The sequence below is a fragment of the Streptomyces fragilis genome (genome assembly GCF_003112515.1).
Lineage (GTDB): Bacteria > Actinomycetota > Actinomycetes > Streptomycetales > Streptomycetaceae > Streptomyces > Streptomyces fragilis.
In genome coordinates, this window is record NZ_BEVZ01000003.1 from 264,342 (window position 1) to 289,890 (window position 25,549).

Sequence of the window (25,549 nt, forward strand, 5' to 3'; positions counted from 1 at the left end):
AGTGGCGTGAGCCCCCCGCCCCGCCGTCATCGTTCGCGGCGGACGAGGTAGGCGGTGCCGCCCTCCGGCCAGGGGGACTCGCCCAGGTACTCCTGGCCCCGCATCTCGCACCACGCCGGGACGTCCAGCCGCGCCGCCTCGTCGTCGGAGAGCACCCGCACCAGGCCCCCCACCGGCACGTCGCCGATCACCTTGGCCAGCTCGATCACCGGGATCGGGCACCGCCGCCCCAGCGTGTCGACGACCAGCACCGCCTCCTGCTCCGAGGTCCCGGAACCGGTCCCGGCGGGAGGGACCGCGACCGCCTCGTCCCCGCCCGCCGGCGCCCCCAGCTGCGCGCGGACCCGCGAGACCGCGTCGGGGAGCGCGTCGAGGAAGGCGTCCACGTCGGCCTCCGTCGTCCCCGGCGGCAACGACACCCGCACGTTCCCCTCGCTCAGCACCCCCATCGCCTTCAGCACGTGACTGGGCACCAGCGTGCTGCTCGTGCAGGAGGAACCGGAGGAGACGGAGAAGCCCGTCCGGTCCAGCTCGTGCAGCAGCGCCTCCCCGTCGACATAGAGACAGGAGAAGGTCACGGTCCCCGGCAGCCGCCGCACCGGATCGCCCACCACCTCCACGTCCGCCACCAGCTGAGGCACCCGCGCCCGGATCCGCTCCGTGAGCTCCCGCAGCCGCGCCGCCTCCGCGGCGGCCTCGGCCCGCACCGCCCGCAGCGACGCCGCCGCGGCCACCACCGCCGGAACGTCCTCGAACCCCGGCGCCCGCCCCGACTCCCGGTCGTCCGACGGTCCCGGCGCCGAGAAGCGCACCCCCTTGCGCACCGCCAGCAGCCCGACGCCGGCCGGCCCGCCCCACTTGTGCGCGCTCGCCGCCAGCAGCGACCACGGCCCCTCCACCGGCCCCCAGGCCAGCGACTGCGCGGCGTCCACCAGGAGCGGAACCCCGGCCTCCCGGCACGCCCCGGCCACCTCGGCCACCGGCTGGAGGGTGCCCACCTCGTGGTTGGCGGACTGCAGACACGCCAGCGCGGTGTCCTCCCGCAGCGCCGCCGCGAACGCGGAGGCGTCGACCCGGCCGCCCCGGTCCACCTCCACACGCGTCACCTCGCCACCGTCCGCCTCGTGCGACTCGGCGGCGTGCAGCACGCAGGAGTGCTCGACCGTTGACACGATCAGGTGACGTCCGGCCCGCCGTCGTCCGGCGAGCGCGCCCGCCACGCCGGTGTGCACGGCCCGGGTCCCGGAGGTGGTGAAGGTCAGCTCGTCCGGGCGGCAGCCCACCGCCTCCGCGGCGGCCTCGCGCGCGGCGTCCAGCAGCATCCGGGCCCGGCGGCCCTCCCGGTGGAGACGGGCCGGATCGGCCCACCCCTCGTCGAGCGATGCGAGAAGCGCCTGGCGGGCGACGGGATGGAGGGGGACCGCGGAGGCGGCGTCGAAGTACGGCACGCCCGAACGCTACCGGGCCGTCCGGCCCCGATCCACGAGGCCGGACGACCCCGCCGGACGGCCCCCGGAGCCACCCGCCACCCCTCGCCGCACCCGGGCGAAAGACCGTCGAACGGGTGAAAACGACGCGCCGTCACGGGCCCGGTGACACGACATCCGTCCACGTCGCCACCCCTTCGGGGTGTCGGGCGGCGCGTTGGGGGACCCTCCTCGCGCGACCCCAAAAAGCGTCCAGTAGGGTTTGGTCCGCATAAACATCCAAACCCCTGCCCGACGCAGGACGGCGACCGACCAGCGTTAAGGCCGCAGCCAACCAGCGCGGGCGAGACTCTCGGGAAGGCGCTACGTGAGTCCCAACGGCTCCGACCGCTCGCCGCGGCGCCCGATGCGGCGGAAGCTGCTGCAGGCACTGACTGCGGGCCTGGTCCTGGCGACCGCGACTGGTTGCACAACTTGGAGGGACTTCCCTCGCCTGGGCATGCCCACCCCGACCACCGACGAGGCCGAGATCGTCCTCTTCCTGTGGCAGGGCACGTGGGCCTCGGCGCTCGCCGTCGGCGTGCTCGTGTGGGGACTGATCCTGTGGAGCGCGTTCTACCACCGGCGCAGCCGCACCAAGGTGGAAGTACCTCCGCAGACCCGGTACAACATGCCTCTCGAGGCGCTGTACACGGTCGTCCCGCTCATCATCGTCTCGGTGTTCTTCTACTTCACCGCCCGCGACGAGGCCAAGCTCCTCGAGACCGCGGACAAGCCCGACGTGACGGTCAACGTCGTGGGCTACCAGTGGAGCTGGGGCTTCAACTACATCGAGGACGTCCCCGGTGTCACCGGTGACGCCAAGACCGACAAGAACCTGGACGCCATCCCGGAGAAGTTCCGGAAGGCGTTCCCGGACAACGCCGGCGGTGTCAACGACTTCGGCATCCCCGCGACCCGGAACGAGCAGACCGGCAACCCCGGTCCGACCCTCTGGCTGCCCAAGGGCCAGAAGGTCCGCTTCGTCCTCACCTCGCGGGACGTCATCCACTCGTTCTGGACCCTCCCGTTCCTGATGAAGCAGGACGTGATCCCGGGACACACCAACGTCTTCGAGGTGACTCCGAACAAGGAGGGCACCTTCCGGGGCAAGTGCGCCGAGCTCTGCGGCGTCGACCACTCCCGCATGCTGTTCAACGTGAAGGTCGTCTCCCCCGAGCGCTACGAGCAGCACCTCAAGGACCTCGCTGAGAAGGGGCAGACCGGTTACGTTCCCGCTGGCATCGCTCAGACGAGCCACGAGAAGAACCGGGAGACGAACGTACTGTGAGCATCCTCAACCAACCCCAGGGTGCCGCGCCGGGCTCGTACTACCAGGACGAGCTGCCGGTCCGCACCAAGAAGCCGGGCAACGTCGTGGTCAAGTGGCTCACCACCACCGACCACAAGACCATCGGCACGATGTACCTGGTCACCTCGTTCGTGTTCTTCCTGATCGGCGGCCTGATGGCGCTGCTCATGCGCGCCGAGCTGGCCCGCCCGGGCACGCAGCTGATCTCGAACGAGCAGTTCAACCAGGCGTTCACGATGCACGGCACGATCATGCTGCTGATGTTCGCGACGCCGCTGTTCGCCGGTTTCGCGAACTGGATCATGCCGCTGCAGATCGGCGCGCCCGACGTGGCGTTCCCGCGGCTGAACATGTTCGCCTACTGGCTCTACCTGTTCGGTTCGTCGATCGCGGTCGGCGGCTTCCTCACGCCGCAGGGCGCGGCGGACTTCGGCTGGTTCGCCTACAGCCCGCTGTCCGACGCCATCCACTCGCCGGGTCTCGGCGGTGACCTGTGGATCATGGGTCTGGCCTTCTCCGGCTTCGGCACCATCCTCGGCTCGGTCAACTTCATCACCACGATCATCTGCATGCGCGCCCCCGGCATGACGATGTTCCGCATGCCGATCTTCACGTGGAACGTGCTGCTGACCGGTGTCCTGGTCCTGCTCGCCTTCCCGGTCCTCGCCGCCGCGCTCTTCGCGCTGGAGGCCGACCGCAAGTTCGGCACCCACATCTTCGACGCCGCCAACGGCGGCGCCCTGTTGTGGCAGCACCTCTTCTGGTTCTTCGGGCATCCCGAGGTGTACATCATCGCGCTGCCGTTCTTCGGCATCGTCTCCGAGATCATCCCGGTCTTCTCCCGCAAGCCGATCTTCGGCTACATGGGTCTGGTCGGCGCGACCATCGCGATCGCGGGTCTCTCGGTGACGGTGTGGGCGCACCACATGTACGTCACCGGCGGTGTGCTGCTGCCGTTCTTCTCCTTCATGACCTTCCTGATCGCGGTCCCGACCGGTGTGAAGTTCTTCAACTGGGTCGGCACCATGTGGAAGGGCTCGCTGTCCTTCGAGACGCCGATGCTCTGGTCGGTGGGCTTCCTGGTCACCTTCCTCTTCGGTGGCCTCACCGGCGTGATCCTGGCCTCGCCGCCGCTGGACTTCCACATCTCCGACTCCTACTTCGTGGTGGCGCACTTCCACTACGTGGTGTTCGGCACCGTGGTGTTCGCGATGTTCGCCGGCTTCCACTTCTGGTGGCCGAAGTTCACCGGCAAGATGCTCGACGAGCGTCTGGGCAAGATCACCTTCTGGACGCTGTTCGTGGGCTTCCACGGAACCTTCCTGGTGCAGCACTGGCTGGGCGCCGAGGGCATGCCGCGCCGTTACGCGGACTACCTGGCCGCCGACGGCTTCACCGCCCTCAACACGGTCTCCACCATCGGCTCGTTCATCCTCGGCCTCTCCTTCCTGCCGTTCATCTACAACGTCTGGAAGACCGCCAAGTACGGCAAGCCGGTCGGCGTGGACGACCCGTGGGGCTACGGCCGTTCGCTGGAGTGGGCGACCTCCTGCCCGCCGCCGCGGCACAACTTCCTCACCCTGCCGCGGATCCGCAGTGAATCCCCGGCGTTCGACCTGCACCACCCCGACCTCGCGGCCTACGACGAGCTCGAGAACCGCGATGTCGAGTCCGCTGCTCTTGCTGGTGGAAAGGAGGCCGGCAAGTGAAGATCCAGGGCAAGATGTTCATCTGGCTGAGCGTCTTCATCCTGGCCGTGGCTGTCGTCTACGGTCTGTGGTCGAAGGAGCCCGCGGGCACCACGGCGCTCTTCCTGGCCTTCGGCCTGTGCCTCATGGTCGGTTACTACCTGGCCTTCACGGCCCGGCGGATCGACACCCTGGCGCAGGACAACAAGGAGGCCGACGTCGCGGACGAGGCCGGCGAGCTCGGCTTCTTCTCCCCGCACAGCTGGCAGCCGCTGCTGCTCGGCCTGGGCGGCGCCTTCGCCTTCGCGTCCGTCGCGATCGGCTGGTGGCTGATGTACTTCTCGGCCCCGTTCATCCTGGTCGGCCTCTTCGGCTGGGTGTTCGAGTACTACCGCGGTGAGAACCGCACCCAGTGAGTCCCCGTCTCCCCGGAGGCGGCCCCGCTGAGCACTCCCGGCGCCCCGGGTCTCCGCACGGAGGCCCGGGGCGCCTGCGTGTCGCGCCGCGCCCGGCGTCCGGCCGTCACCCGGAAGGAGCAGCACGCGCTGCCCGTGACCGCGCCGCTCCCTAGCGTGGTGGCATGAACCACACGACCGCGTCGCGCACCCGTCCCCGTGCCGCAGCCGGCGTCCTGCTGGCCACCGCCCTCTCGGTCACCAGCGCAGCCTGCGGTTCCCCCGACGAACAACCCCTCGCCGCCCCGGAGGCCTACCAGGCGGCCAACGGCATCGTCCTCAAGGGCCCGATAGGCAGCGGGCGCAAGGCCGACCCCGACAAACCCGTCGAGCTGACCGCCGACTCCTTCGAGGGCCGCATCACCGACGTCACCGCCGTCGACGCGGCAGGCCGGTACCTGGCCGGCGAGCTCTCCGCGGACGGCCGCCGCTGGCACAGCACCACGCCGCTGGCCGGCAACGCCCGGTACACGGTGCGGGTGAGCACCGTGGACGAGGACGGCGCGCCCGGACGCAAGGTGCTGAACTTCGCCACCGGCAAGCCGACGGCCAAGCACCTCCTGAACGTGAAGTTCGGCCCCAGGACCGGCACCTACGGCGTCGGGCAGCCCGTCACCGCCGAGCTGAACACCCCGGTGAAGAGTCCCGCCCAGCGGGCCGTGGTGGAGCGCGCCCTGCGGGTGGAGTCCACGCCCGCCGTGGCGGGCTCCTGGCACTGGGTGGACGACAAGGAGCTCCACTTCCGCCCCAGGGAGTACTGGCCCGCCCACGCCACCGTCCGGGCGCGCAGCAACCTCGAGGGCGTCAAGGTCGGCGACCGGCTGTGGGGCGGCCGCGGCGAGCCGGTGGAGCTCACCATCGGCGACAAGGTGGTGGCCGTCACCGACGCGGGCTCCCACCGGATGACCGTGTACAAGAACGGCGAGGAGATCAAGAGCCTCCCGGTGACCACCGGCAAGCCCGGCTTCGACACCCGCAACGGCGTCAAGGTGGTGCTCGCCAAGGAGCGCTTCGTACGCATGCGCGGCACCAGCATCGGCATCGCCGAGGGCAGCGCCGAGTCGTACGACCTGCCGGTGCACTTCGCCACCCGGGTGACCTGGAGCGGCGAGTACGTGCACGCCGCGCCCTGGTCGGTCGGCTCGCAGGGCGTCGACAACGTCAGCCACGGCTGCACCGGCATGAGCACCGAGAACGCCGAGTGGTTCTTCGACAACGTCAAGGAGGGCGACGTGGTCGAGGTGGTCAACTCCCAGGGCGACATGATGGAGACGTTCGGCAACGGCTTCGGCGACTGGAACCTGGACTGGGACAAGTGGAAGTCCGGCTCCGCGCTCGGCGGCTCCGCCGGCGCCCCCACCCCGGCGGACCGGGCGCGGCTGTCCCCGCAGTCGCTCTGACGGCACACGCGGCGCCGGGAGGCCGCGGAACGCGGAAGGGGTGGCCCCGGCCGTGACAGGCCGGGCCACCCCTTCCCGTGGTCCCGAGGGCCGCGCTCAGCCCGCCAGGGCCGCCCGGCGGCGCAGCAGACCGGCCAGCGCGTCCGCCAGCTCCACCGGGTCGACCGGCATGGTGACCGCCGCGTCGGCCCGGCTCCAGGTGGCCAGCCAGGCGTCCTGGGGGCGGGCCATCAGCAGCAGCACCGGCGGGCAGCGGAAGATCTCGTCCTTGATCTGACGGCAGACGCCCATCCCGCCCATGGGGACGGCCTCGCCGTCCAGGACGCAGACGTCGATCCCGCCGTTGTCGAGCTCACGCACCACCGCCTCCGGCGTGGCGCACTCGACGAACTCCACGAGCGGCACGTCCGCGGCCGGCCGGCGTCCGGCGGCGAGCCGGACCTGCTCCCGGGTGTTGGCGTCGTCGCTGTAGAGCAGCACCGTCGCGGTCGCCTGCATCCGTGCCTCCGCAAGATTGGGAACGTCGGGTACCGATGCCGCGGATGCTACTCCTCACCACCCCCTCGCGGCACCGCTCTTCACACGTGTTCGCGACGGCCGCCGCGCGCCGCGCCGGGTCGTGCGAGCGGGCCGTACGGCTCCCACCACCGGGCCGTACGGCCCAGTCCTGGGGCCCAGACACTCCGAACGGCACCCCCGGGAGTGAGGGCGGGATAAGCGACCGACATAATGTCGGTCGTGGCGACAGCAACGACAGTAGAAACCGGGCACGCGCACCCGTCGGTCAACCGGCCGAACCTCACCAGCGTCGGAACCATCATCTGGTTGAGTTCCGAGCTGATGTTCTTCGCGGCCCTCTTCGCGATGTACTTCACCCTGCGATCGGTTACGGGTACCGATCACTGGACGGAAATGGCCGACCTGCTGAACTTCCCGTTCTCGGCGGTCAACACCACGATCCTGGTGCTCTCCTCGCTCACCTGCCAGCTCGGCGTCTTCGCCGCCGAGCGGGGCGACGTGAAGAAGCTCCGCTCGTGGTTCATCGTCACCTTCATCATGGGTGCGATCTTCGTCGGCGGTCAGGTCTACGAGTACTCGGCCCTGGTGGCGCACGAGGGCCTGACGCTCTCGTCCGACCCGTACGGCTCCGTGTTCTACCTGACCACCGGCTTCCACGGACTTCACGTGACAGGCGGCCTCATCGCCTTCCTGTTCGTCCTGGGCCGTACCTACGCGGCCCGGCGGTTCACCCACGAGCAGGCGACGGCCGCGATCGTCGTGTCCTACTACTGGCACTTCGTCGATGTCGTCTGGATCGGCCTCTTCGCCACGATCTACATGATCAAGTAGTCGGGCGGGCCGTACCCGGCCGCTCCCATTCCAGAAGCATCGACGCAGAAGATCCTGACACCGGGGTAATCCGTGAAAAAGCTCTCCGCACGACGACGCCATCCGCTGGCGGCGATCGTCGTCCTCATCCTCGCGCTGGCGGCCACTGGGGGGCTGTACGCCGCGTTCGCGCCCGCGGGCGAGGCGCAGGCCGAAGAAACAGCCCAGTCCCTCGCCATCGACGAGGGCAAGAAGCTCTACACCGTGGGCTGCGCCAGCTGCCACGGCACCGGCGGTCAGGGCACCTCCGACGGTCCTAGCCTGGTCGGCGTCGGCGCGGCCGCCGTCGACTTCCAGGTCGGCACGGGCCGCATGCCCGCGCAGCAGCCCGGCGCCCAGGTCCCCGACAAGCCGGCCCTGTACGACCAGGCCCAGATCGACCAGCTCGCGGCGTACGTCGCGTCGCTGGGCGCCGGCCCGGCGGTTCCGACCACCGAGCAGTACGACCCCGCGGGCGCGGACGTCGCCCGGGGCGGTCAGCTGTACCGCACCAACTGTGCCCAGTGCCACAACTTCACCGGTGAGGGCGGCGCCCTGACCCACGGCAAGTACGCCCCGGACCTCTCGGGCGTGGCTCCCAAGCACATCTACCAGGCGATGCTGACCGGCCCGCAGAACATGCCCTCCTTCCCGGACACGACCATGCCGGAGCAGGAGAAGAAGGACATCATCGCGTACCTCCAGGCGGTCAACGGCGAGGACTCCGTGAGCCCCGGCGGTCTCAAGATCGGTGGCTTCGGTCCCGTCGCCGAGGGCCTGTTCGGCTGGGTGTTCGGTCTCGGCGCCCTGGTCGCCGTCGCCATCTGGGTCGCCGCTCGGACCGCAAAGGCCAAGAAGTCATGAGTAGCCACGACATTTCCGAAGACAACCTGCCCCACAAGCAGGCCCACGCACACGGTGCGCTGGGGGTGGCGGACAAGGACAATCCGTTCGCCGACCCAGGGCTCCCGCCCCACGAGCACCGCATCCAGGACATCGACGAGAAGGCCTCGAAGCGCTCCGAGCGCATCGTCGCCGCCCTCTTCACCCTGTCGATGCTGGCGACCATCGGCTTCATCGCCGCCTTCGTGGCGCTGCCGGTCGACAAGATCGTCTACATCTTCCCGCTGGGTCACATCAGCGCGCTGAACTTCTCGCTGGGCATGACGCTGGGCGTCGCGCTCTTCGCGATCGGCGCGGGCGCGGTCCACTGGGCCCGCACCCTGATGTCCGACGTCGAGGTCGCCGCCGAGCGCCACCCGATCGAGGCCTCCCCGGAGGTCCGCGAGCAGGTGTTCTCCGACTTCCGTGACGGCGTCACCGAGTCCGGCATCGGCTTCGGCCGGCGCAAGCTCATGCGCAACACGCTGCTGGGCGCGCTGACCCTGGTCCCGCTCTCCGGCGTCGTGCTGCTGCGCGAGCTCGGCCCGCTGCCCGGCGAGAAGCTGCGCCACACCATGTGGTCCAAGGGCAAGCTGCTCGTCAACGTGAACACCGACGAGCCGCTGCGTCCCTCGGACATCGCGGTGGGCTCCCTGACCTTCGCCATGCCGGAGGGTCTGCACGAGCACGACCACGACTTCCAGAAGGAGATCGCCAAGGCGGCCCTGATGCTCGTCCGGCTCGAGCCGAACGACATCAAGGACAAGCGCGAACTCGAGTGGTCGCACGAGGGCATCGTGGCGTACTCCAAGATCTGCACCCACGTGGGCTGCCCGATCTCGCTGTACGAGCAGCAGACGCACCACGTGCTGTGCCCCTGCCACCAGTCCACCTTCGACCTCGCCGACGGCGCCCGAGTCATCTTCGGTCCCGCCGGTCACGCCCTGCCGCAGCTCCGCATCGGCGTGAACGACGAGGGGTACCTCCAGGCGCTCGGCGACTTCGAGGAGCCCGTCGGTCCGGCCTTCTGGGAGCGCGGAGAATCATGAGTAATGCAGCCAGCAACGAGTCCTCCCGCTCCCGCGGGAAGGCCCCGGCCGGCGAGCGCGTAGCCGACTGGGCCGACGGCCGGCTGGGGATCTACTCCCTGGCCAAGGCCAACATGCGCAAGATCTTCCCCGACCACTGGTCGTTCATGCTCGGCGAAGTGTGCATGTACAGCTTCATCATCATCATCCTCACGGGTGTGTACCTGACGCTGTTCTTCCACCCGTCGATGGCCGAGGTGGAGTACCACGGCTCGTACGTGCCGCTGCAGGGACAGCTGATGTCCCAGGCGTTCGAGTCGACCGTGAACATCTCGTTCGAGGTGCGCGGCGGTCTGCTGATCCGGCAGATCCACCACTGGGCGGCGGTCGTCTTCATCGCCGGCATGCTCGTCCACATGATGCGCGTCTTCTTCACCGGCGCGTTCCGCAAGCCGCGTGAGGTCAACTGGCTGTTCGGCTTCCTGCTGCTCGTCCTGGGCATGTTCACCGGTTTCACCGGTTACTCGCTCCCGGACGACCTGCTCTCCGGCACCGGTATCCGCTTCATGCAGGGTGCGATCCTGTCCATGCCGATCGTCGGCACGTACCTGTCGATGTTCCTCTTCGGCGGGGAGTTCCCGGGCACCGACATCATCGCCCGGTTCTACTCGATCCACATCCTGCTGCTGCCGGGCATCATGCTGGGCCTGATGGTGGCCCACCTGATCCTGGTCTTCTACCACAAGCACACCCAGTTCGCGGGCCCCGGACGTACCGAGAAGAACGTCGTGGGCATGCCGCTGCTGCCGGTGTACATGGCGAAGGCCGGCGGCTTCTTCTTCCTGGTGTTCGGCGTGATCGCGGCCATCTCCGCGATCGCGACGATCAACCCGATCTGGAACATCGGCCCCTACCGGCCGGACCAGGTGTCGACCAACGCGCAGCCCGACTGGTACATGGGCTTCTCCGAGGGCCTGATCCGCATCATGCCGGGCTGGGAGATCAACTTCTGGGGCCACACCCTGGTCCTGGGCGTCTTCATCCCGCTGATGGTCTTCGGTCTGGTCCTGGTCGCGATCGCGGTCTACCCGTTCGTCGAGTCCTGGGTCACCGGCGACAAGCGCGAGCACCACATCCTGGACCGCCCGCGCAACGCCCCGACGCGCACCGCGTTCGGCGCCGCCTGGATCGCGCTGTACTTCGTGCTCCTCGTCGGCGGTGGCAACGACCTGTGGGCCACCCACTTCCACCTGTCGATCAACGCGATCACCTGGTTCGTCCGGATCGGCATGTTCGTGGTGCCGGTGCTGGTGTTCATCGCGACCAAGCGCATCTGCCTCGGCCTGCAGCGCCGGGACAGGGAGAAGGTGCTGCACGGCCGCGAGACCGGCATCATCAAGCGCCTGCCGCACGGTGAGTTCATCGAGGTGCACGAGCCCCTCTCGCAGGAGCAGCTGCACACCCTCACCGCGCACGAGCAGTACAAGCCGGCCGAGATCGGCCCGGCGGTCGACGAGAACGGCGTGGAGCGCAAGGTCAAGGCGTCGGAGAAGCTCCGCGCCAAGCTGAGCCACGCCTACTACGGCGAGGGCAACCAGATCGAGAAGCCCACGCTCGAGGAGTTCAAGGAGATCGAGGCCGGCCACGGTCACCACTGAGTGACCAGGCCCGCCACCCCGGTCGCCGACTGATCAACTGATCGCCACGGCAGGAGCCCCGTCCGTCACCCGGACGGGGCTCTTCGCCGTTCCCGGGATCGATAGGGTGGGAAGTGCCCCGTGGACCGGGGCGCCACGTGAACCCGCGGTCCCGGGCGGGCCGCAGGACCGAGACGATCAGGAGCGGCAGATGAGCGCTGTGACCCCCGCTGGAGGCGACAACGCGGCGGGCCGTTCCTGGCCGGCCGTCCTCAACGGCCTGCTGGAGGGCCGCGACCAGAGCGCCGAGGACACCTTCTGGGCCCTGGACCGGATCATGCGCGGCGAGGCCACCGACGCCCAGATCGCCGGCTTCGCGGTCGCGCTGCGGGCCAAGGGCGAGACGGTCGAGGAGATCACCGGCCTGGTGCGGGCGATGTACGCGCACGCCCGGGTGATCGACGTGGCCGGCCCCACCGTGGACATCGTGGGCACCGGCGGCGACGGCGCCAAGACGGTCAACATCTCCACCATGTCCGCGATCGTGGTGGCCGGCACCGGGGTGAAGGTGGTCAAGCACGGCAACCGGGCGGCCTCCTCCGCGAGCGGTTCCTCGGACGTGCTGGAGAAGCTCGGCGTCAACCTGGAGCTGACCCCGCAGCGGGTCGCCGAGGTGGCGGACGAGGCGGGCATCACCTTCTGCTTCGCCGTGAAGTTCCACCCGGCGCTGCGCCATGTGGCCGCCGCCCGCGGCCAGTTGGGGATCCGCACCACCTTCAACTTCCTGGGCCCGCTGACCAACCCGGCCCGCGTCAAGGCGCAGGCCATCGGCGTCGCGGACCTGCGGATGGCGCCCATCATGGCGGGCGTCTTCGCCGAGGCGGGCAACTCCGCGCTGCTCTTCCGCGGCGAGGACGGCCTGGACGAGCTCACCGTCACCGGTCCCTCCCGGGTGTGGGTGGTGCGCGACGGGCAGGTCCGCGAGGAGCTCTTCGACCCGCGCGAGGTGGGCGTCGAGTACGCGCCGATCGAGGCGCTGCGCGGCGGCGACCCGTCGCACAACGCGGACGTCGCCCGGCGTCTGCTGGCCGGCGAGCGGGGCCCGGTGCGCGACGCCGTCCTGCTGAACTCCGCGGCCGCACTGGTCGCCCTGGAGCCGGGGCAGGGGACGCTCGCCGAGCAGATCCGGGCCGGCATGGACCGGGCCGCGCACTCCCTGGACTCCGGCGCCGCCCGGCAGACCCTGGAGCGGTGGGTCATGGCCAGCAACGCCTGAGCCCGCCAGGGGAGTTGGGGGCACATTCGTACGAGGCGCGGTCCGCATGGCGGACCGCGTCTCGCGTGTGTGCGCGGGCTGTGGCAGGATGCGGACCAGGTCATGAGTGACAGCCATCAGGCCCCGGCCGGCTGTCCGGCAACCCTCCGTCCGTGGCGGGGTGCCCCGGGTGAGGACCAGGCCGTGGACAGCAAGGTCCACGGCAAGCGCGGACCTCTCGCGATTTCAGGGGTCCTGGTCGCCGAGGAGTTTTCCATGAGCCGACGAATGCGACGGGCCTGACCGGCCGGGGCGCGCCCTTCCACACCGCTGTCCGCGCCGCGCCCCGTCGGCAGGCCTTCGAGCCCTGTCCTCCCCCTCTTTCCGCGTCCGCGCCCGCCGGCCTGTGCCGCCGCCGAGCCGGCCGGGACGCCGTCCACCGGCGACCCGGCCGCCGCTCGCGTGCCGCCGCCCGCCGAGGCCGCGGACTGGCTCACAGGAGTTCGCCGTGTCCGCTTCCGCCACCACCGCCGTCCGCCCCGCCCGCCGTTCCGTCTCCGCCGCCCGCTCCGCCGCCGCCGTCCGGGCGGCCTCCGCCGCCACAGCCGCCACCGCCGCGCCCGCCGGGGAGCTCGCCGGGCTCCCCGAGCCGCTGCCGGTGCTGGGGCTGGACGTCACCGTGCCGCTGGCCGACGGCCGTCGCCTGCAGTACGCGGCGCTCGACCAGGCCGCCAGCGCGCCCGTGCTGCGGCAGGTGTGGGACGAGGTCGCCGAGTACGTGCCGTTCTACGGCAGCGTCCACCGGGGAGCGGGACACCTGTCCCGGCTGTCCACCGAGCTCTTCGAGGACGCCCGCGAGAGCGTCGCCCGGTTCCTCGACTGCCGCGAGGACGACCAGGTCGTCTTCACCCGCGCCACCACCGACTCCCTCAACCTGCTGGCCTCCGCCCTGCCGGAGGGCTGCCGGGTCTACGTCTTCGAGACCGAGCACCACGCGGCGCTGCTGCCCTGGCGCGGCGCCGAGGTGACCTTCCTGGACGCCCCCGCGTCCCCCGCCGAGGCCGTGGCCCGGCTGCGGGAGGCGCTCGCCGCCCGCGAGGACGACGGCCCCGCGCTGGTCTGCGTGACCGGCGCGTCCAACGTCACCGGTGAACTGTGGCCGGTGCGCGAACTCGCCGCCGCCGCGCACGCCCACGGGGCGCGGATCGTGCTGGACGCGGCCCAGCTGGCGCCGCACCGGCCGGTGTCGGTGCGCGAGCTGGACGTGGACTGGGTGGCCTTCTCCGGGCACAAGCTGTACGCCCCGTTCGGCGCGGGCGTGCTGGCCGGGCGGACCGACTGGCTGGACGCCGCCGAGCCCTACCTGGCGGGCGGCGGGGCCAGCCGCCGGGTGCTGCGGCGGGAGGACGGCGGCCTGGACGTCGAGTGGCACACCGGGCCGGCCCGGCACGAGGCCGGCTCGCCCAACGTGGTCGGCGTGCACGCACTGGCCTCCGCCTGCCGGGCGCTCGCCGAGGCGGACCTCGCCGTCCTCGCCGCCCGCGAGGAGGCCCTGCTCGGGCGGCTCCGCGAGGGCCTGGCCGCCCTGCCCCGGGTGCGGGTGCTGTCGCTGTTCGGCGACCAGGCGCCCCGGGTGGGCGTGGTGTCCTTCGTGGTGGACGGCCTCGACGGCGCGGACGTCGCCGAGCACCTGGCCGCCTCCCACGGGATCGGCGTGCGGGCCGGGCTGTTCTGCGCCCACCCGCTGGTGCGCCGCCTGCTCGGGGAGGGCCCCGACGCGGCCGCGGAGTGCGGGGCGGGCGGCGCCTCGCCGCTGGACGCCGTCCGGGCGAGCTTCGGCGTGGGGACGCCGGTGGAGCACGTGGACCGGCTGCTGGGAGCGCTGGCCGAGCTGACCGGCGCGACGTCCTGACGGCCGCCCCGCGCGGGGGCGGGCCCGACCCGCTCCCGGCCGCCGGGGGCCTGCGTCAGGAGTCGAGGCCGATGGCGAACGCGGCCTCCAGGTCGTGCTGCGAGTAGGTGCGGAACGCGACGTGGGTGTCGGTGCCCAGGACGCCGGGGATCTTGCTGATCCGCCCGGGGATGACCTCCGCGAGGTCGTCGTGCTCACGCACCCGCACCATGGCGATCAGGTCGTAGGTGCCGGTCACCGAGAAGACCTCGCTGACGGATTCCAGGGAGGCGATGTCCTGCGCGATCTCGGGGATCCGGTCCACGCTGGTCTTGATGAGCACGATCGCGGTGATCACGGTTGGTTCTCTCCCTGGGTGGCCGTCGCTGGTGGATTCACTGTAGTCGTCCCCCGGAACGCCGTCCGGGCGGCGGCGAACCCCAGCCCGAAGCCCACCAGGTGCGCCAGGTACGCCACCCCGGGCCCCTCCCCGGCGCGCTCCGCGCCCAGCCACTGCAGGGCCGCCCAGAACGGCAGCACCACCCAGGCGGGCAGCCGCACCGGCAGGAAGAAGAGGAACGGCAGCAGACTGGTGACGCGGGCCCGGGGAAAGAGCTGGAGGAACGCCCCGAGCACCGCGGACACCGCGCCGGACGCGCCCACCAGGGACTGCCCGGACGAGGGGTCGGCGAGCGCGTAGCCGACCAGCGCCAGGCTTCCGCAGCCGAGGTAGAAGAGGGCGAACCGCACGCTGCCCATGCGCTGTTCGGTCATCACGCCGAAGACCTGGAGGAAGAGCAGGTTGCCCAGCAGATGCAGCCACCCCCCGTGCACGAACAGCGCGGTCAGCGGCGTCACCAGCGCGTCCGGGTCGCCGGCGAGCAGTTCGGCGGGCACCACCCCCCAGCGCCGGAAGCAGGCCCGCTGCGCCGCCGGCAGGTCCTCGCCGGTGCCGTACAGGGGGTTGAGGCCGGAGGCCGGTCCGATCAGGAAGAGCAGCACGCACAGCGCCGTCAGACCATGGGTGACGGGCGCCGGCCGGCTCCGGACCGCCGCGGCGAACGCCGTGCTCCAGTCGCGGATCATGCACGAAGTGTGACGTACCGGATGCGGCGGGCGGGCGTCGCCTCGCCGCCGTGGACACGCGAGCGACCGGCCCGCGAATGGCCGTAGGGTTACCACGCACAGGCATCCACCGGTACACACAGGTACACGCACAGGCTCCGGCGCCCACGACGGGCGCCTCGACGGCCCCGGAACGAGAAAGGGCGTAGCCCGCGATGACGGTTCCCCTCCCCACCGAGACGACCCGCTGGCGGTGCACGCTCTGCGGCAACCTCACCCGCTTCGACGTCACCCGCTCCTCCAAGGTCGTCGAGTACGTCCACCTCGACCTCGCGGGGGCGCCCACGGTGGAGGAACGCGAGGTGGTCAGTGAGACCATCGAGTCGGTCCGCTGCCGCTGGTGCAACGCGGTGGACAAGGTGGAACTGGTGGACAGGCCCGGCGCCGGCTCCTGAGGGAGCGGCCCGGGCTCCTAGGACGACGGACGACAGGCGAGGTGTGACGGATGGCCGGTGACGGAGGCGGGAGGCCGGACGACGGCGCCGCTGAGGTGCTCGACCGTCCGCTGCCCGACGGCGTGCGGCGCCGGGTCGTCCAGATCACCGCGGACGCCTTCGGCTCCCTGACCGTGGCCGAACTCCCCGCGCAGCTGCGGCAGTACGCCCGCTTCACGCCGAGCCGGCGGGCCAAGTTCGCGGGCAACGCGATGGCGGCCGCGCTGGAGGGCGAGAGCCAGTTCCGGCAGCGCGTGGGGGAGAAGTTCCGCGAGGCCCAGCCGGAGCTGGCCGCCGCCCTGGAGACGGGCGCCCCGCCGCCGGCCGCGGACCCGCTCGACGTCGCGGCCGCCGCGTACGTGCTGCGCCCGTCCGGCTGGGTCAAGCTGGTGACCGCCGCCGGCGAGGAGGCGCAGCGCGCCGAGGCGGAGCGCGCCGACGAGGAGACCCGGGCCGAACTGGAGCGGCTGCGCGCCGAGGCGGCCGCCGCCCGCGAACAGGTCCGCTCCGAGACGGAGCGGCTGCGCGCCGAGCTCGAGGCGGCGCGCAAGGAGGCCGAGTCGCTGCACCGCAAGCTGCGTTCGGCCCTCAGCGACGTCAAGCGCGGGGAGGCCGCGCAGCGCAAACTCCGCGGCGAACTCGACGAGGTGAGGGCGCAGGCCCAGGCCCAGGTGTCCGCGGCGGAGAGCGAGAGCCGGCGGCTCAAGGCCCGGCTCGGCGAGACCGAGGCGGCCCTGGAGGCCGGCCGCAAGGCGGTCCGGGAGGGCCGCAGCATCGAGGACATGCGCGCCCGGCTGCTGCTGGACACCGTGCTGGAGGCCGCCCAGGGCCTGCGCCGCGAACTGGCCCTGCCGCCCGTGTCGGTGTGGCCGGCCGAGACGGTCGACGCCGTGGAACCGGGCCGGATGACGCCCAAGGACATCGCCGCCCGGGCGCTCTCCGAGGACGACCCGGCCATCCTGGACCAGCTGCTCGCGCTGCCCCAGGTCCACCTGGTCGTGGACGGCTACAACGTCACCAAGACCGGCTACCCGCAGATGCCGCTGGAGCAGCAGCGCCTGCGGCTGCTGGGCCAGTTGTCCACGCTGGCCGCGCAGACCAACTGCGAGGTCACCTGCGTCTTCGACGGCGCCGAACTGGTCGCGCCGGTGCTGCTGGCGCCCCCGCGCGGGGTGCGGGTGCTGTTCTCCAAGCCGGGGGTCACCGCCGACGAGCTGATCCGCCAGCTGGTGCGCGCCGAACCCTCGGGCCGGCCGGTGGTGGTCGTCTCCACCGACCGCGAGGTCGCCGACGGGGTGGCCCGCGCCGGGGCCCGGCCGGTCGCCTCCGCGGTGCTCCTCAGACGCTTCAGCCGGAGCTGACGCGGCCCGCACCCCTTCTGCCGCTTCCCGGCGGCTTTGGGCCCGTTGACCGTTTTCGGCCGCGACGCACAGTCATCCGGACATCACCGCAGGTGAGTTGCGGGAGAACTTCGCAGGCGGTGGCGAGATTTTACGTACGAGGATTTGAACTGATCACAAGAAGGTCACTAGGTTTAGCCATCGAACCTTCGCTCGGGTGATCGCTCAGAGGGAGTGACGGCGGAGGCTCACCGCCCGCCAGGTGTGCTCTCCGGCAGGCGGCTGATGGCAGAAGGAGACCGCCCACGTGGCGTCCCACCGTCGACCTAAGCAGCCGAGCCGCGCACGTGTCACCGTGCTGACCACCGCAGCGGCAGCCGCCGTCGTCCTCGGCGGCAACTCCGCCCAGGCCGCGCCCGCCAAGCCCAGCAAGGGCGAGGTGAAGGAGAAGGTCGACAAGCTCCACGAGCAGGCGGAGCAGGCCACCGAGAAGTACAACGGGGCCAAGGAGAAGCAGGAGAAGCTCGAGAAGGAGATCGACGCTCTCCAGGACAACGTGGCCCGCGGCCAGGACGACCTCAACGAGCTCCGCGACGCGATCGGCATGGCCGCCGCCGCCCAGTACCGCAGCGGCACCATCGACTCCTCGATGCAGCTCTTCCTCTCCGCCGACCCGGACGACTACCTCGACAAGGCGTCCACCCTGGACCAGCTGAGCAACCAGCAGGTCGAGGCCCTCGCCGAGATCCAGGACAAGCAGCGCGAGCTCACCCAGCAGCGTCAGGAGGCCGCCACCAAGCTGGACGACCTCGCCGAGACGCGCGAGGAGCTGGGCAAGAAGCGCAAGGAGGTCCAGGCCAAGCTGGCCGAGGCCCAGAAGCTGCTCAACTCCCTCACCGCCGCCGAGCGGGCCGAGATGGCGAAGGAGGAGGCGGCGGACGCCGCGAAGTCGGCGGGTCTGACCGGCGGCAAGTCCGCCTCGGGCCGCGCCTCGGCCGCCTTCGCCGCCGCGCAGTCCAAGATCGGCTCGCCGTACGTCTACGGCGCCACCGGTCCGGGCTCCTTCGACTGCTCCGGCCTCACCTCGTGGGCGTACGGCCAGGCCGGCGTCGGCCTGCCGCGCACCTCGCAGGCGCAGGCGAGCTACGGAACCCGCCTGTCGATGGACCAGCTCCAGGTCGGCGACCTGGTGATCTTCTACAGCGACCTGCACCACGTCGGCCTCTACGCCGGCAACGGCCAGGTGCTGCACGCGCCGCGCACCGGCACCGTCGTGCGCTACGAGTCGATCAACAACATGCCGTTCCAGTTCGGCGTGCGGGTCTGAGCCCCGCCCACCGCACGAAACCTCCTCGCCGTCACCCGGTCGGATGAAACCGGGTGACTCGTGTCGACCCCGCGCCCCGCCGATGACCTGCGTCAGAGGCGGGGCGCGGGCATGTTCGCCCCCGGAGGTCTTTGGAGGGGACCCGGCGACGGGACTACTGTCTGGCGCGTTTCCCCCGACACCGTGGGAACCGGTCCCGTCACAGCCGGTGACGGTCCGTCCGGTCCGTGAGGCCCGCGTCGCGCCGGCCTCGAAGGGAGTGCGGTCCTCCGTGGGTCGTCACCGCCGCCTCGCACCGCGCCGCCCCGTCCCCGCGGGCCGCGCCCCCTCGGCGCCCGGCGCCGCCGGAATCACCGCCGCGGTCCTCTCGGTCGCCGCCACCGCCCTCGGGGTCGCCCCCCAGGCCACCGCCGCCCCCGGCGCGCCGGACGGGCCCCGGGACGCCCGCTCCGAGCTGGACCGGCTGTACACCGAGGCCGAGCAGGCCACCGAGGCCTTCAACCACGCCGACGAGCGCGCCGAGCGGCTGCGCGAGGAGGCCGGCCGGGCCCAGGACCGGATGGCCCGGCAGCAGGAGCGGGTCAACGAGCTGCGCGAGCAGCTGGGTTCGCTGGCCGGCGCCGAGTACCGCTCCGGCGGCATGGACCCGTCGCTGGCCCTGCTGTTCTCCTCCGACCCCGACGACTACCTCGACAAGGCCGCCGTGCTGGACCGGATCGGCTCCCGCCAGGCCGGCAAGCTCAGCCGGCTGCGCGGGGCGCTGCGCGAACTCGGCCAGCAGCGCCGGGAGGCCGTCGCGGACCTCGCCGAACTCGAGCGGGTGCGCAAGGACGTGACCGCCCGGAAGAGGGTCGTGGAGGGGAAGCTGAGACGGGCCCGGGAGCTGCTGCAGACGCTCCCCGAGGACGAGCGGGCCGCCTGGGACCGGGCCGCCCGGTCCGGGCGCGACCTGCCGCCGCTCGGCGAGGGCACGACGGTCTCCGGGCGGGCCGCGGCGGCGCTCGCGGCGGCGCGCGCCGCGCTGGGGCGGCCGTACGTCTGGGGAGCGAACGGGCCGAGCGCCTTCGACTGCAGCGGGCTCACCCAGTGGGCCTGGGGCCGGGCCGGCGTCTCCCTGCCGCGGACCTCGCAGGCGCAGCGGACGGCGGGGCAGCAGGTGCCGCTCTCGCAGGCGCGGCCCGGGGACCTGGTGACGTACCGGTCCGACGCCAGCCATGTCGCGATCTACGCGGGGAACGGGCAGGTGATCCACGCGCCGCGTCCGGGCGCGGCGGTGCGCTACGACCCGGTGGGCATGCTGCCCATCGCCTCCGTCACCCGGCCGTGACGGCGGGTGTCACCCGGCCCTGAGCGCCTCCGCCACCCGGCGGTGACGGCGGGTGTCCCCCGGTCCTGAGCGCCTCCGCCACCCGGCGGTGACGGCGGGTGTCCCCCGGTCCTGAGCGCCTCCGCCACCCGGCCTTACGATCGGGCGGGTGACCAGGAACCGGGCGCTGTGCGCCGCCGTCGCGCTCGGCGCGCTGCTGGCGGCGTGCGCCCCCGCCCCGCCCGACGCGCAGCTCCTGCTCGACCGCCAGGCCAGGGCCCTGCGCGACGGCGACCGCGCCGCCTTCACGGCCACCGGCGACCCCGCCGCGTGGAAGCCCCTGCACGCCCTCCCGCTCGCCGCCTGGCGCTACCGGGTGACAGCTCGGCAGGGGGAGGACGGCGCCACCGTGCGGGCCGAGCTGCGCCACCGGCTGGAGCGGGACGCCGGGACCGTCACCACGCGCCGCGTCCTCACCCTCGGGCGGGACGCCGACGGCTCCTGGCGCGTCACCGCGGACCGGCCCGCCCCCGGGGAGCCCGAACAGCTCTGGGACCAGGACGCCGCCCTCCGCACCGCCGCCACCGCGCGGACCCTGGTGGTCGCCTCCGGCCCGGCCGACCCCGCCGCCTGGACCGAACCCGGGGACACCGCCGCGCGCGCCGTGAGGGCCGCCTGGGACACTGCGGTGCGGCCCGTGATCGTCGTCCCGGACTCCACCGACGCGATGGCCCGCCTGCTCGGCGCCCCCACCGGGACGTACCGGGACACCGCCGCCGTCACCACCCCGGGCGAGGCGCCGCGGGTCGTGGTCAACCCCGAGGCGTGGAAGGCGCTCGGCGAGGAGGCGCGGCAGGTGGTCCTCACCCACGAGACCGCGCACGTCGCCCTGCGCGCCCGCACCACCGCACGCACCCCCATGTGGCTCTCGGAGGGCTGCGCCGACTGGACCGCCTACCGGACCTCCCGGCAGGACCCCGCCCGCACCGCGCCCGCCCTCGCCCGTGCGGTGCGCGAGGGCGACGTCCCGCACCGGCTGCCCGCCGACGGCGACTTCGCCTTCGGCGGCGACGCGGGGACGGTCGGCCGGGCCTACGAGGGGGCCTGGCTGGCCTGCCGCCTGGTCGCCGGCCGCTGGGGCGACCGGGCCGTCCGCGACCTCTACGAGGCCGCCGGGACCGACGGCGAGGGGGCCGCCCTCCGGCGCGTCCTCGGCGTCGGCCGCGCCGAGTTCACCGCCCTGTGGCGCGCCTCCCTCCGCCAGGACCTGGGCGGCTGAACCCCGCCCGCGGGACGCGGCGGCGGTGGCGCGGTCAGAGCAGGTCGCGGAGGCGGTCGGCGAGGAGGTCCCAGCGCCACCGCTCCTCGACCCAGGCGCGGCCCCGCTCGCCCATCCGGCGCCGCAGCTCCGCGTCGCCGAGGAGCGTGACGATCCGCTCCGCGGCGTCCGCGGGCGAGCCGCCGGGGACCACCCAGCCGGTCTCCCCGTCGAGGACGGCGTCCGGGGCGCCGCCGGAGTCGCCGGCCACCACCGGGAGGCCCGTCGCCGACGCCTCCAGGTAGACGATGCCCAGGCCCTCGACGTCCAGCCCGCCCCGCCGGGTCCGGCACGGCATGGCGAACACGTCGCCCGCCCCGTAGTGGGCCGGCAGCTCCGACCACGGCACCGAGCCGGTGAAGACCACCGAGCGCTCCACTCCGGTCTCCCGGGCCAGTTTCCGCAGGTCCTTCTCGTACGGGCCGCCGCCGACCACCAGCAGCACCGCGTCCGGCTCGGCGGCCAGGACCATCGGCATCGCCCGGATCAGCGTGTCCTGCCCCTTGCGCGGCACCAGCCGCGACACGCAGACCACCACCGGCCGGTCGGTGAGACCCAGCCGGGCGCGCACCTTGTCGCCGCCGGAGCCCGGGTGAAAGGTCCTCTCGTCCACGCCCGGCGGCAGCTGGACCATCCGCGCGGCCGCCTGGGGGGTGAGCGCGTCCGCGATCCGCGAGCGCGTGTACTCGCCCAGGTAGGTGATGACGTCGGTGGACTCACCGATCCGCCGCAGCAGTTGCCGGGCCGCGGGCAGCTGCGCCCAGCCCGCCTCGTGGCCGTGGGTGGTGGCGACCAGCCGGGTGGCGCCCGCCTTCCGCAGCGCTGGGGCCATCAGCCCCAGCGGGGCCGCGGCCCCGAACCACACCGAGGTGCAGCCGTGTTCACGCAGCAGGCCCACGGCCCTGCGGGTGGCGCCCGGGGTCGGCAGCAGCATCGTGGTGCGGTCCCGCACCACCCGGAACGGCTGCTCGGCGTCGAACTCGGCGGTGGCCTCGGCACCTTCGCGGCCGCGCTTCCAGGTGGACGCGTACACCACGAACCGCTCCGGATCCAGGCGCAGCGCGATGTTGTGCAGGAACGCCTGGATGCCTCCGGGGCGCGGAGGGAAGTCATTGGTCACGATCAGCGTCTTGTGCATCGCGGACGACCCTATCCAACGGGCGCATGGGGAATCATGGCCGCATGCAGACCAAGGGCCCCACGCACCCCCCGTCCGCCACCGCCCCCGCTCCCGACCCGGCGCCCACCCCGGCGGCCGCCACCTGGGCGCTGTGGGCCCTGTGGCTCGCCTCGCGGGCGGTGCTGCTCCTCCTGGTCTTCAAGGTGTGGGTGATGCCCGGGCCGGACGTCACCTCCGACGTCCACGTGACGTACCAGAACTGGTACCGGGTGCTGAGTGAGGGAACGTTCCCCCAGACGGACATCACCTGGCAGTACCCGCCGGCCGCCGCGCTGGCGATCCTCTCCCCGGCGGTGCTGCCCTGGCTGGAGTACGCGCACGCGTTCTTCGTCCTCGCCTTCCTGGCCGACGCGGCCGGCTTCGCGCTGCTGCTGCGCGCCGGGCGGGGGAGCGGGCGGTCCCGGCACGGCGCCTGGGTGTGGACGGCCGGCGTGCCGCTGCTCGGGCCCACCGTGTACGCCCGCTACGACGTGATGGTCACCGTCGTCGCCGTCGGCGGCCTGCTCGCCCTGGCCCGCCGGCCCCGGCTGGCGGGGGCGCTGATCGGGTTCGGCGCGATGCTCAAGGTGTGGCCCGCGCTGCTGCTGGCCGGTGTGCTGCGCAGGACCACCTGGGTGTGGACGGTGGTCACCGCGGCCGTGGTGGCGGCCGCTTTCGCGCTGGCGATGCCCGGCGCCTTCGCCTTCCTCACCTTCCAGCGCGACCGCGGCACCGAGGTCGAGTCGCTGGGCGCGCTGGTCCTGCACGTCGCCCGCCAGTACGGGTGGCAGGGGCAGGTGCTGCTCAACTACGGCTCGATGGAGTTCATCGGCCCGCACGTGGAGACGGTGAGCCGCGGGGCGATGGTGCTCACCGTGGCCGTCTTCGGCTGGCTGCTGTTCTGGCGCTGGCGGGCCCGGCCCGGCGCGCTGGGGGCGTCCTCGGAGCGGATCGTGTGGGGACCGGCGGTCCCGGCGCTGGCGGCTCTGGTGGCGGTCCTGATGTTCACGGTCACCAGCCGGGTGATCAGCCCGCAGTACCTGGTGTGGCTGGTGGGCGTCGCGGCGGTGTGCGTGACCTTCCGCGGCAGCGGGGTGGGTCCGGCCGCCTGGGTGCTGGTCGCGGCCAGCGGGGTGACGCTGGTGGAGTTCCCGCTCTACTTCGGCGACGTCGTGAGCAGCACGCCGCTCGGGCTGGTGCTGCTGTTCCTGCGCAACGGACTGCTGGTCGCCGCGACCCTGATGGCGGCGGACCGCCTGTGGGAGCTCACGGTGGGCGGCGGGGACCGCTCCGCCCCGGCGCCGGAAGGGGCCGGCGGCTCCGACGACGACCGGGAACCGCCGCGGGAGTCCCTGCCGACCGGCTGAGCCCGCCCGCGGACGTCGCCCACGGGCCGGCCGGGCACGCCGGTCAGGCCGCGGGCACCCGCAGGGCCGCCAGGACCGGGAGGTGGTCCGTGGCGGCGCGGAGGTCGGCCGGGGTGACACCGGGCAGGCCGGTGGGGACGCCGCAGCCGAGGACCTCGATCCCCGGGGTGGTGAAGAGGGCGTCGATGCGCTGCACCGGGTCGTGCGCGGGGGAGGTGAACTCCCCGCCCCAGGGGGCCGCCGGACGGCAGTCCCGCAGCTCGCCCGCGACCCGGCGGAAGGTGCGTCCGCCGGGCCGCTCGTTGAGGTCGCCGCCCGCCAGGACGTGCGGGACCCCCAGCGAACGGACCCGCTCCAGCAGCATCCCGCCCTGCTCGTACCGCTCGGCGGACTGCAGGGAGAGGTGACAGCTGAGGACGCCGAGCCGGGCGGAGCGCCCGAACCGCACCACCGCCGTCGCGAACCCCCGCCGGTGCAGACCGGGCGTCAGCGGCAGCAGCACGTCCTCCGTGCGTTCGGCCACGGTCCGCAGGGAGCACAGCAGGGCGGGCCCGGCGGCGGGGGCGCCGCCGGAGAGCACCACCAGGCCCGACTCCCGGGCCAGCCGCGCCAGCCGCCTGCGCCAGCCCGCGAACCGCGGGGCCTCCTGCACCAGCACCAGGTCCGGAGCGCAGGCCCGGATCACCCGGGCCAGCGCCGCCGTGTCGTCGCGCATCGACCGCACGTTGTAGGACAGCGCCCGGACCACGGCCGACCCGTCGGCCTCGGTCCGGGTCGCCGGAAGCGGGGGAAGCGCGTCGGCCGTCACCGGGCGCGGGCCTACATCGGGGCCGCGGGCTGCCGGGCCAGGTCGGCCGCGCCCACCAGGCCCGCCTTGCCGCCCAGCGTCGCCGCGTTCACCTCGGCGACCGGACGCCAGCCGCCGCCCACCAGCCAGCGCCGGTAGGACTTGCGGACCGGCTCGAGCAGCAGCTCGCCCTCGTCGGACAGGCCGCCGCCGATGATGAAGGCCTCCGGGTCGAAGAGCGAGGCCAGGTCGGCCAGGCCCGCGCCGACCCAGCGGGCCAGCTCCCGGTAGGAGTCCACGGACACCCGGTCGCCCTGCCGGGCGGCGGTGGAGATGTGCTTGCCCTCGATGCCCTCGGGCGTGCCGTCGCCCAGGGAGAGCAGCAGCTCCGCGTTGCCCGGGGTGGCCGAGGCGCGCTGCTTGGCGTAGCGGACCAGGGCGCGCCCGGAGGCGTACTGCTCCCAGCAGCCCTGCTTGCCGCAGCCGCACAGCAGGCCGTCCGGCACCATCCGCATGTGGCCGAACTCGGCGGCCACACCGAAGTGACCGCGGCGCAGCTTGTCGCCGATGATGATGCCGCCGCCCAGGCCGGTGCCCAGGGTGATGCAGATGACGTTGCGGTTCTCCCGGCCCGCACCGAACCGGTACTCGCCCCAGGCCGCCGCGTTCGCGTCGTTCTCGACGACGACGGGGAGGTCCACGCGGGCCTCCACCTTCGCCTTGAGCGGCTCCTGGCGCCAGTCGATGTTGGGCGCGAAGTAGACCGTCGACCGCTGCCGGTCGACGTAGCCGGCGGCGCCGATGCCCACGCCGACGATCTGGTGGCCGGCCCGGGCGCCGTCCACCGCGGACGCGATGGCGTCGACGATGGCCTCGGCCGTGTCGGGGGTCGGCACCTTGAAGGTCGAGAGGATGTTGCCATCCTCGTCGACGACTCCCGCCGCGATCTTGGTGCCGCCGATGTCGACGCCGATGGTGAGTCCCATGTGTCCCTCGGTAAATGG

The 25,549-nt window shown here is 72.6% G+C and carries 23 protein-coding genes and 1 riboswitch; of the genes, 16 read left to right on the forward strand and 7 right to left on the reverse strand.

Features of this window, described 5'->3' with window-relative positions:
* Positions 1-26: 26 nt before the first annotated feature.
* On the reverse strand, positions 27-1,448 hold the full coding sequence (locus Sfr03f_RS11780) for a cysteine desulfurase/sulfurtransferase TusA family protein (RefSeq protein WP_108953790.1): 1,422 nt from the start codon (positions 1,446-1,448) through the stop codon (positions 27-29).
* Between the two features lie 346 nt (positions 1,449-1,794).
* On the opposite strand from Sfr03f_RS11780, the gene ctaC reads away from it, so the two are divergent.
* The 4 genes from ctaC (at position 1,795) to Sfr03f_RS11800 (ending at position 6,321) form a co-directional block, all read left to right on the forward strand.
* On the forward strand, positions 1,795-2,757 hold the full coding sequence (ctaC, locus tag Sfr03f_RS11785) for an aa3-type cytochrome oxidase subunit II (RefSeq protein WP_108953791.1): 963 nt from the start codon (positions 1,795-1,797) through the stop codon (positions 2,755-2,757).
* Positions 2,754-4,487 (forward strand): aa3-type cytochrome oxidase subunit I, encoded by a 1,734-nt coding sequence (gene ctaD, locus Sfr03f_RS11790; RefSeq protein WP_108953792.1) that lies wholly within the window; start codon positions 2,754-2,756, stop codon positions 4,485-4,487. Before ctaC ends, ctaD begins: the two co-directional genes overlap by 4 nt.
* Positions 4,484-4,882, forward strand: coding sequence for a cytochrome c oxidase subunit 4 (locus tag Sfr03f_RS11795; protein WP_108953793.1), 399 nt, complete (start codon positions 4,484-4,486; stop codon positions 4,880-4,882). Before ctaD ends, Sfr03f_RS11795 begins: the two co-directional genes overlap by 4 nt.
* 164 nt (positions 4,883-5,046) lie before the next feature.
* A complete protein-coding gene (locus Sfr03f_RS11800; protein WP_108953794.1) occupies positions 5,047-6,321 on the forward strand; it encodes a L,D-transpeptidase in 1,275 nt (424 codons plus the stop codon).
* A 96-nt stretch (positions 6,322-6,417) separates the two neighbouring features.
* Here Sfr03f_RS11800 and Sfr03f_RS11805 read toward each other — a convergent pair whose 3' ends face one another.
* Entirely contained in the window at positions 6,418-6,819 is a 402-nt protein-coding gene (locus Sfr03f_RS11805; RefSeq protein ID WP_108953795.1) for a response regulator, read from the reverse strand.
* A gap of 231 nt (positions 6,820-7,050) precedes the next feature.
* Between Sfr03f_RS11805 and ctaE the strand changes: the two genes are divergently transcribed.
* The 6 genes from ctaE (at position 7,051) to Sfr03f_RS11835 (ending at position 14,403) form a co-directional block, all read left to right on the forward strand.
* Positions 7,051-7,671: an aa3-type cytochrome oxidase subunit III gene (gene ctaE, locus Sfr03f_RS11810; protein WP_108953796.1), complete on the forward strand. Its 621-nt coding sequence runs from the start codon at positions 7,051-7,053 to the stop codon at positions 7,669-7,671.
* Between the two features lie 72 nt (positions 7,672-7,743).
* Entirely contained in the window at positions 7,744-8,553 is an 810-nt protein-coding gene (qcrC, locus tag Sfr03f_RS11815; RefSeq protein WP_108953797.1) for a cytochrome bc1 complex diheme cytochrome c subunit, read from the forward strand.
* Positions 8,550-9,620 carry a cytochrome bc1 complex Rieske iron-sulfur subunit gene (qcrA, locus tag Sfr03f_RS11820; protein WP_108953798.1) on the forward strand — a complete coding sequence of 357 codons (1,071 nt, stop codon included), beginning with the start codon at positions 8,550-8,552 and terminating at the stop codon, positions 9,618-9,620. The genes qcrC and qcrA overlap by 4 nt, the downstream gene beginning before the upstream one ends.
* Positions 9,617-11,257: a cytochrome bc1 complex cytochrome b subunit gene (gene qcrB / locus Sfr03f_RS11825; RefSeq protein ID WP_108953799.1), complete on the forward strand. Its 1,641-nt coding sequence runs from the start codon at positions 9,617-9,619 to the stop codon at positions 11,255-11,257. The genes qcrA and qcrB overlap by 4 nt, the downstream gene beginning before the upstream one ends.
* Before the next feature lie 190 nt (positions 11,258-11,447).
* Complete coding sequence (trpD, locus tag Sfr03f_RS11830; RefSeq protein ID WP_108953800.1) at positions 11,448-12,512, forward strand: anthranilate phosphoribosyltransferase; 1,065 nt, start codon at positions 11,448-11,450, stop codon at positions 12,510-12,512.
* Between the two features lie 98 nt (positions 12,513-12,610).
* A riboswitch (SAM riboswitch) is annotated at positions 12,611-12,727 on the forward strand.
* A 416-nt stretch (positions 12,728-13,143) separates the two neighbouring features.
* Positions 13,144-14,403 (forward strand): aminotransferase class V-fold PLP-dependent enzyme, encoded by a 1,260-nt coding sequence (locus Sfr03f_RS11835; RefSeq protein ID WP_245967544.1) that lies wholly within the window; start codon positions 13,144-13,146, stop codon positions 14,401-14,403.
* Between the two features lie 55 nt (positions 14,404-14,458).
* Here the strand turns inward: Sfr03f_RS11835 and Sfr03f_RS11840 are convergent, their stop codons facing one another.
* Both Sfr03f_RS11840 and Sfr03f_RS11845 read right to left on the reverse strand, forming a co-directional pair.
* Positions 14,459-14,740: an Lrp/AsnC family transcriptional regulator gene (locus tag Sfr03f_RS11840; protein WP_108953802.1), complete on the reverse strand. Its 282-nt coding sequence runs from the start codon at positions 14,738-14,740 to the stop codon at positions 14,459-14,461.
* Complete coding sequence (locus Sfr03f_RS11845) at positions 14,737-15,468, reverse strand: rhomboid family intramembrane serine protease (protein ID WP_108953803.1); 732 nt, start codon at positions 15,466-15,468, stop codon at positions 14,737-14,739. The genes Sfr03f_RS11840 and Sfr03f_RS11845 overlap by 4 nt, the downstream gene beginning before the upstream one ends.
* 194 nt (positions 15,469-15,662) lie before the next feature.
* Here Sfr03f_RS11845 and Sfr03f_RS11850 point away from each other — a divergent pair, with 194 nt between their 5' ends.
* The 5 genes from Sfr03f_RS11850 (at position 15,663) to Sfr03f_RS11870 (ending at position 21,193) form a co-directional block, all read left to right on the forward strand.
* Entirely contained in the window at positions 15,663-15,902 is a 240-nt protein-coding gene (locus Sfr03f_RS11850) for a hypothetical protein (RefSeq protein WP_108953804.1), read from the forward strand.
* A 50-nt stretch (positions 15,903-15,952) separates the two neighbouring features.
* Positions 15,953-17,302 carry an NYN domain-containing protein gene (locus Sfr03f_RS11855; RefSeq protein WP_108953805.1) on the forward strand — a complete coding sequence of 450 codons (1,350 nt, stop codon included), beginning with the start codon at positions 15,953-15,955 and terminating at the stop codon, positions 17,300-17,302.
* A gap of 286 nt (positions 17,303-17,588) precedes the next feature.
* Positions 17,589-18,608, forward strand: a complete 1,020-nt coding sequence (locus Sfr03f_RS11860; RefSeq protein WP_108953806.1) for a C40 family peptidase — start codon at positions 17,589-17,591, stop codon at positions 18,606-18,608.
* A 271-nt stretch (positions 18,609-18,879) separates the two neighbouring features.
* On the forward strand, positions 18,880-19,935 hold the full coding sequence (locus Sfr03f_RS11865; RefSeq protein WP_372514414.1) for a C40 family peptidase: 1,056 nt from the start codon (positions 18,880-18,882) through the stop codon (positions 19,933-19,935).
* 148 nt (positions 19,936-20,083) lie between these two features.
* Positions 20,084-21,193, forward strand: a complete 1,110-nt coding sequence (locus Sfr03f_RS11870; RefSeq protein WP_245967526.1) for a hypothetical protein — start codon at positions 20,084-20,086, stop codon at positions 21,191-21,193.
* Positions 21,194-21,227: 34 nt separating this feature from the next.
* Here Sfr03f_RS11870 and Sfr03f_RS11875 read toward each other — a convergent pair whose 3' ends face one another.
* Complete coding sequence (locus Sfr03f_RS11875; RefSeq protein ID WP_108953809.1) at positions 21,228-22,370, reverse strand: glycosyltransferase family 4 protein; 1,143 nt, start codon at positions 22,368-22,370, stop codon at positions 21,228-21,230.
* Positions 22,371-22,414: 44 nt separating this feature from the next.
* On the opposite strand from Sfr03f_RS11875, the gene Sfr03f_RS11880 reads away from it, so the two are divergent.
* On the forward strand, positions 22,415-23,758 hold the full coding sequence (locus tag Sfr03f_RS11880; RefSeq protein WP_108953810.1) for a glycosyltransferase 87 family protein: 1,344 nt from the start codon (positions 22,415-22,417) through the stop codon (positions 23,756-23,758).
* 43 nt (positions 23,759-23,801) lie between these two features.
* Here the strand turns inward: Sfr03f_RS11880 and Sfr03f_RS11885 are convergent, their stop codons facing one another.
* Positions 23,802-24,566, reverse strand: a complete 765-nt coding sequence (locus tag Sfr03f_RS11885; protein WP_108953811.1) for an endonuclease/exonuclease/phosphatase family protein — start codon at positions 24,564-24,566, stop codon at positions 23,802-23,804.
* A gap of 11 nt (positions 24,567-24,577) precedes the next feature.
* Positions 24,578-25,531, reverse strand: a complete 954-nt coding sequence (locus Sfr03f_RS11890; protein ID WP_108953812.1) for an ROK family glucokinase — start codon at positions 25,529-25,531, stop codon at positions 24,578-24,580.
* Positions 25,532-25,549: the final 18 nt, after the last annotated feature.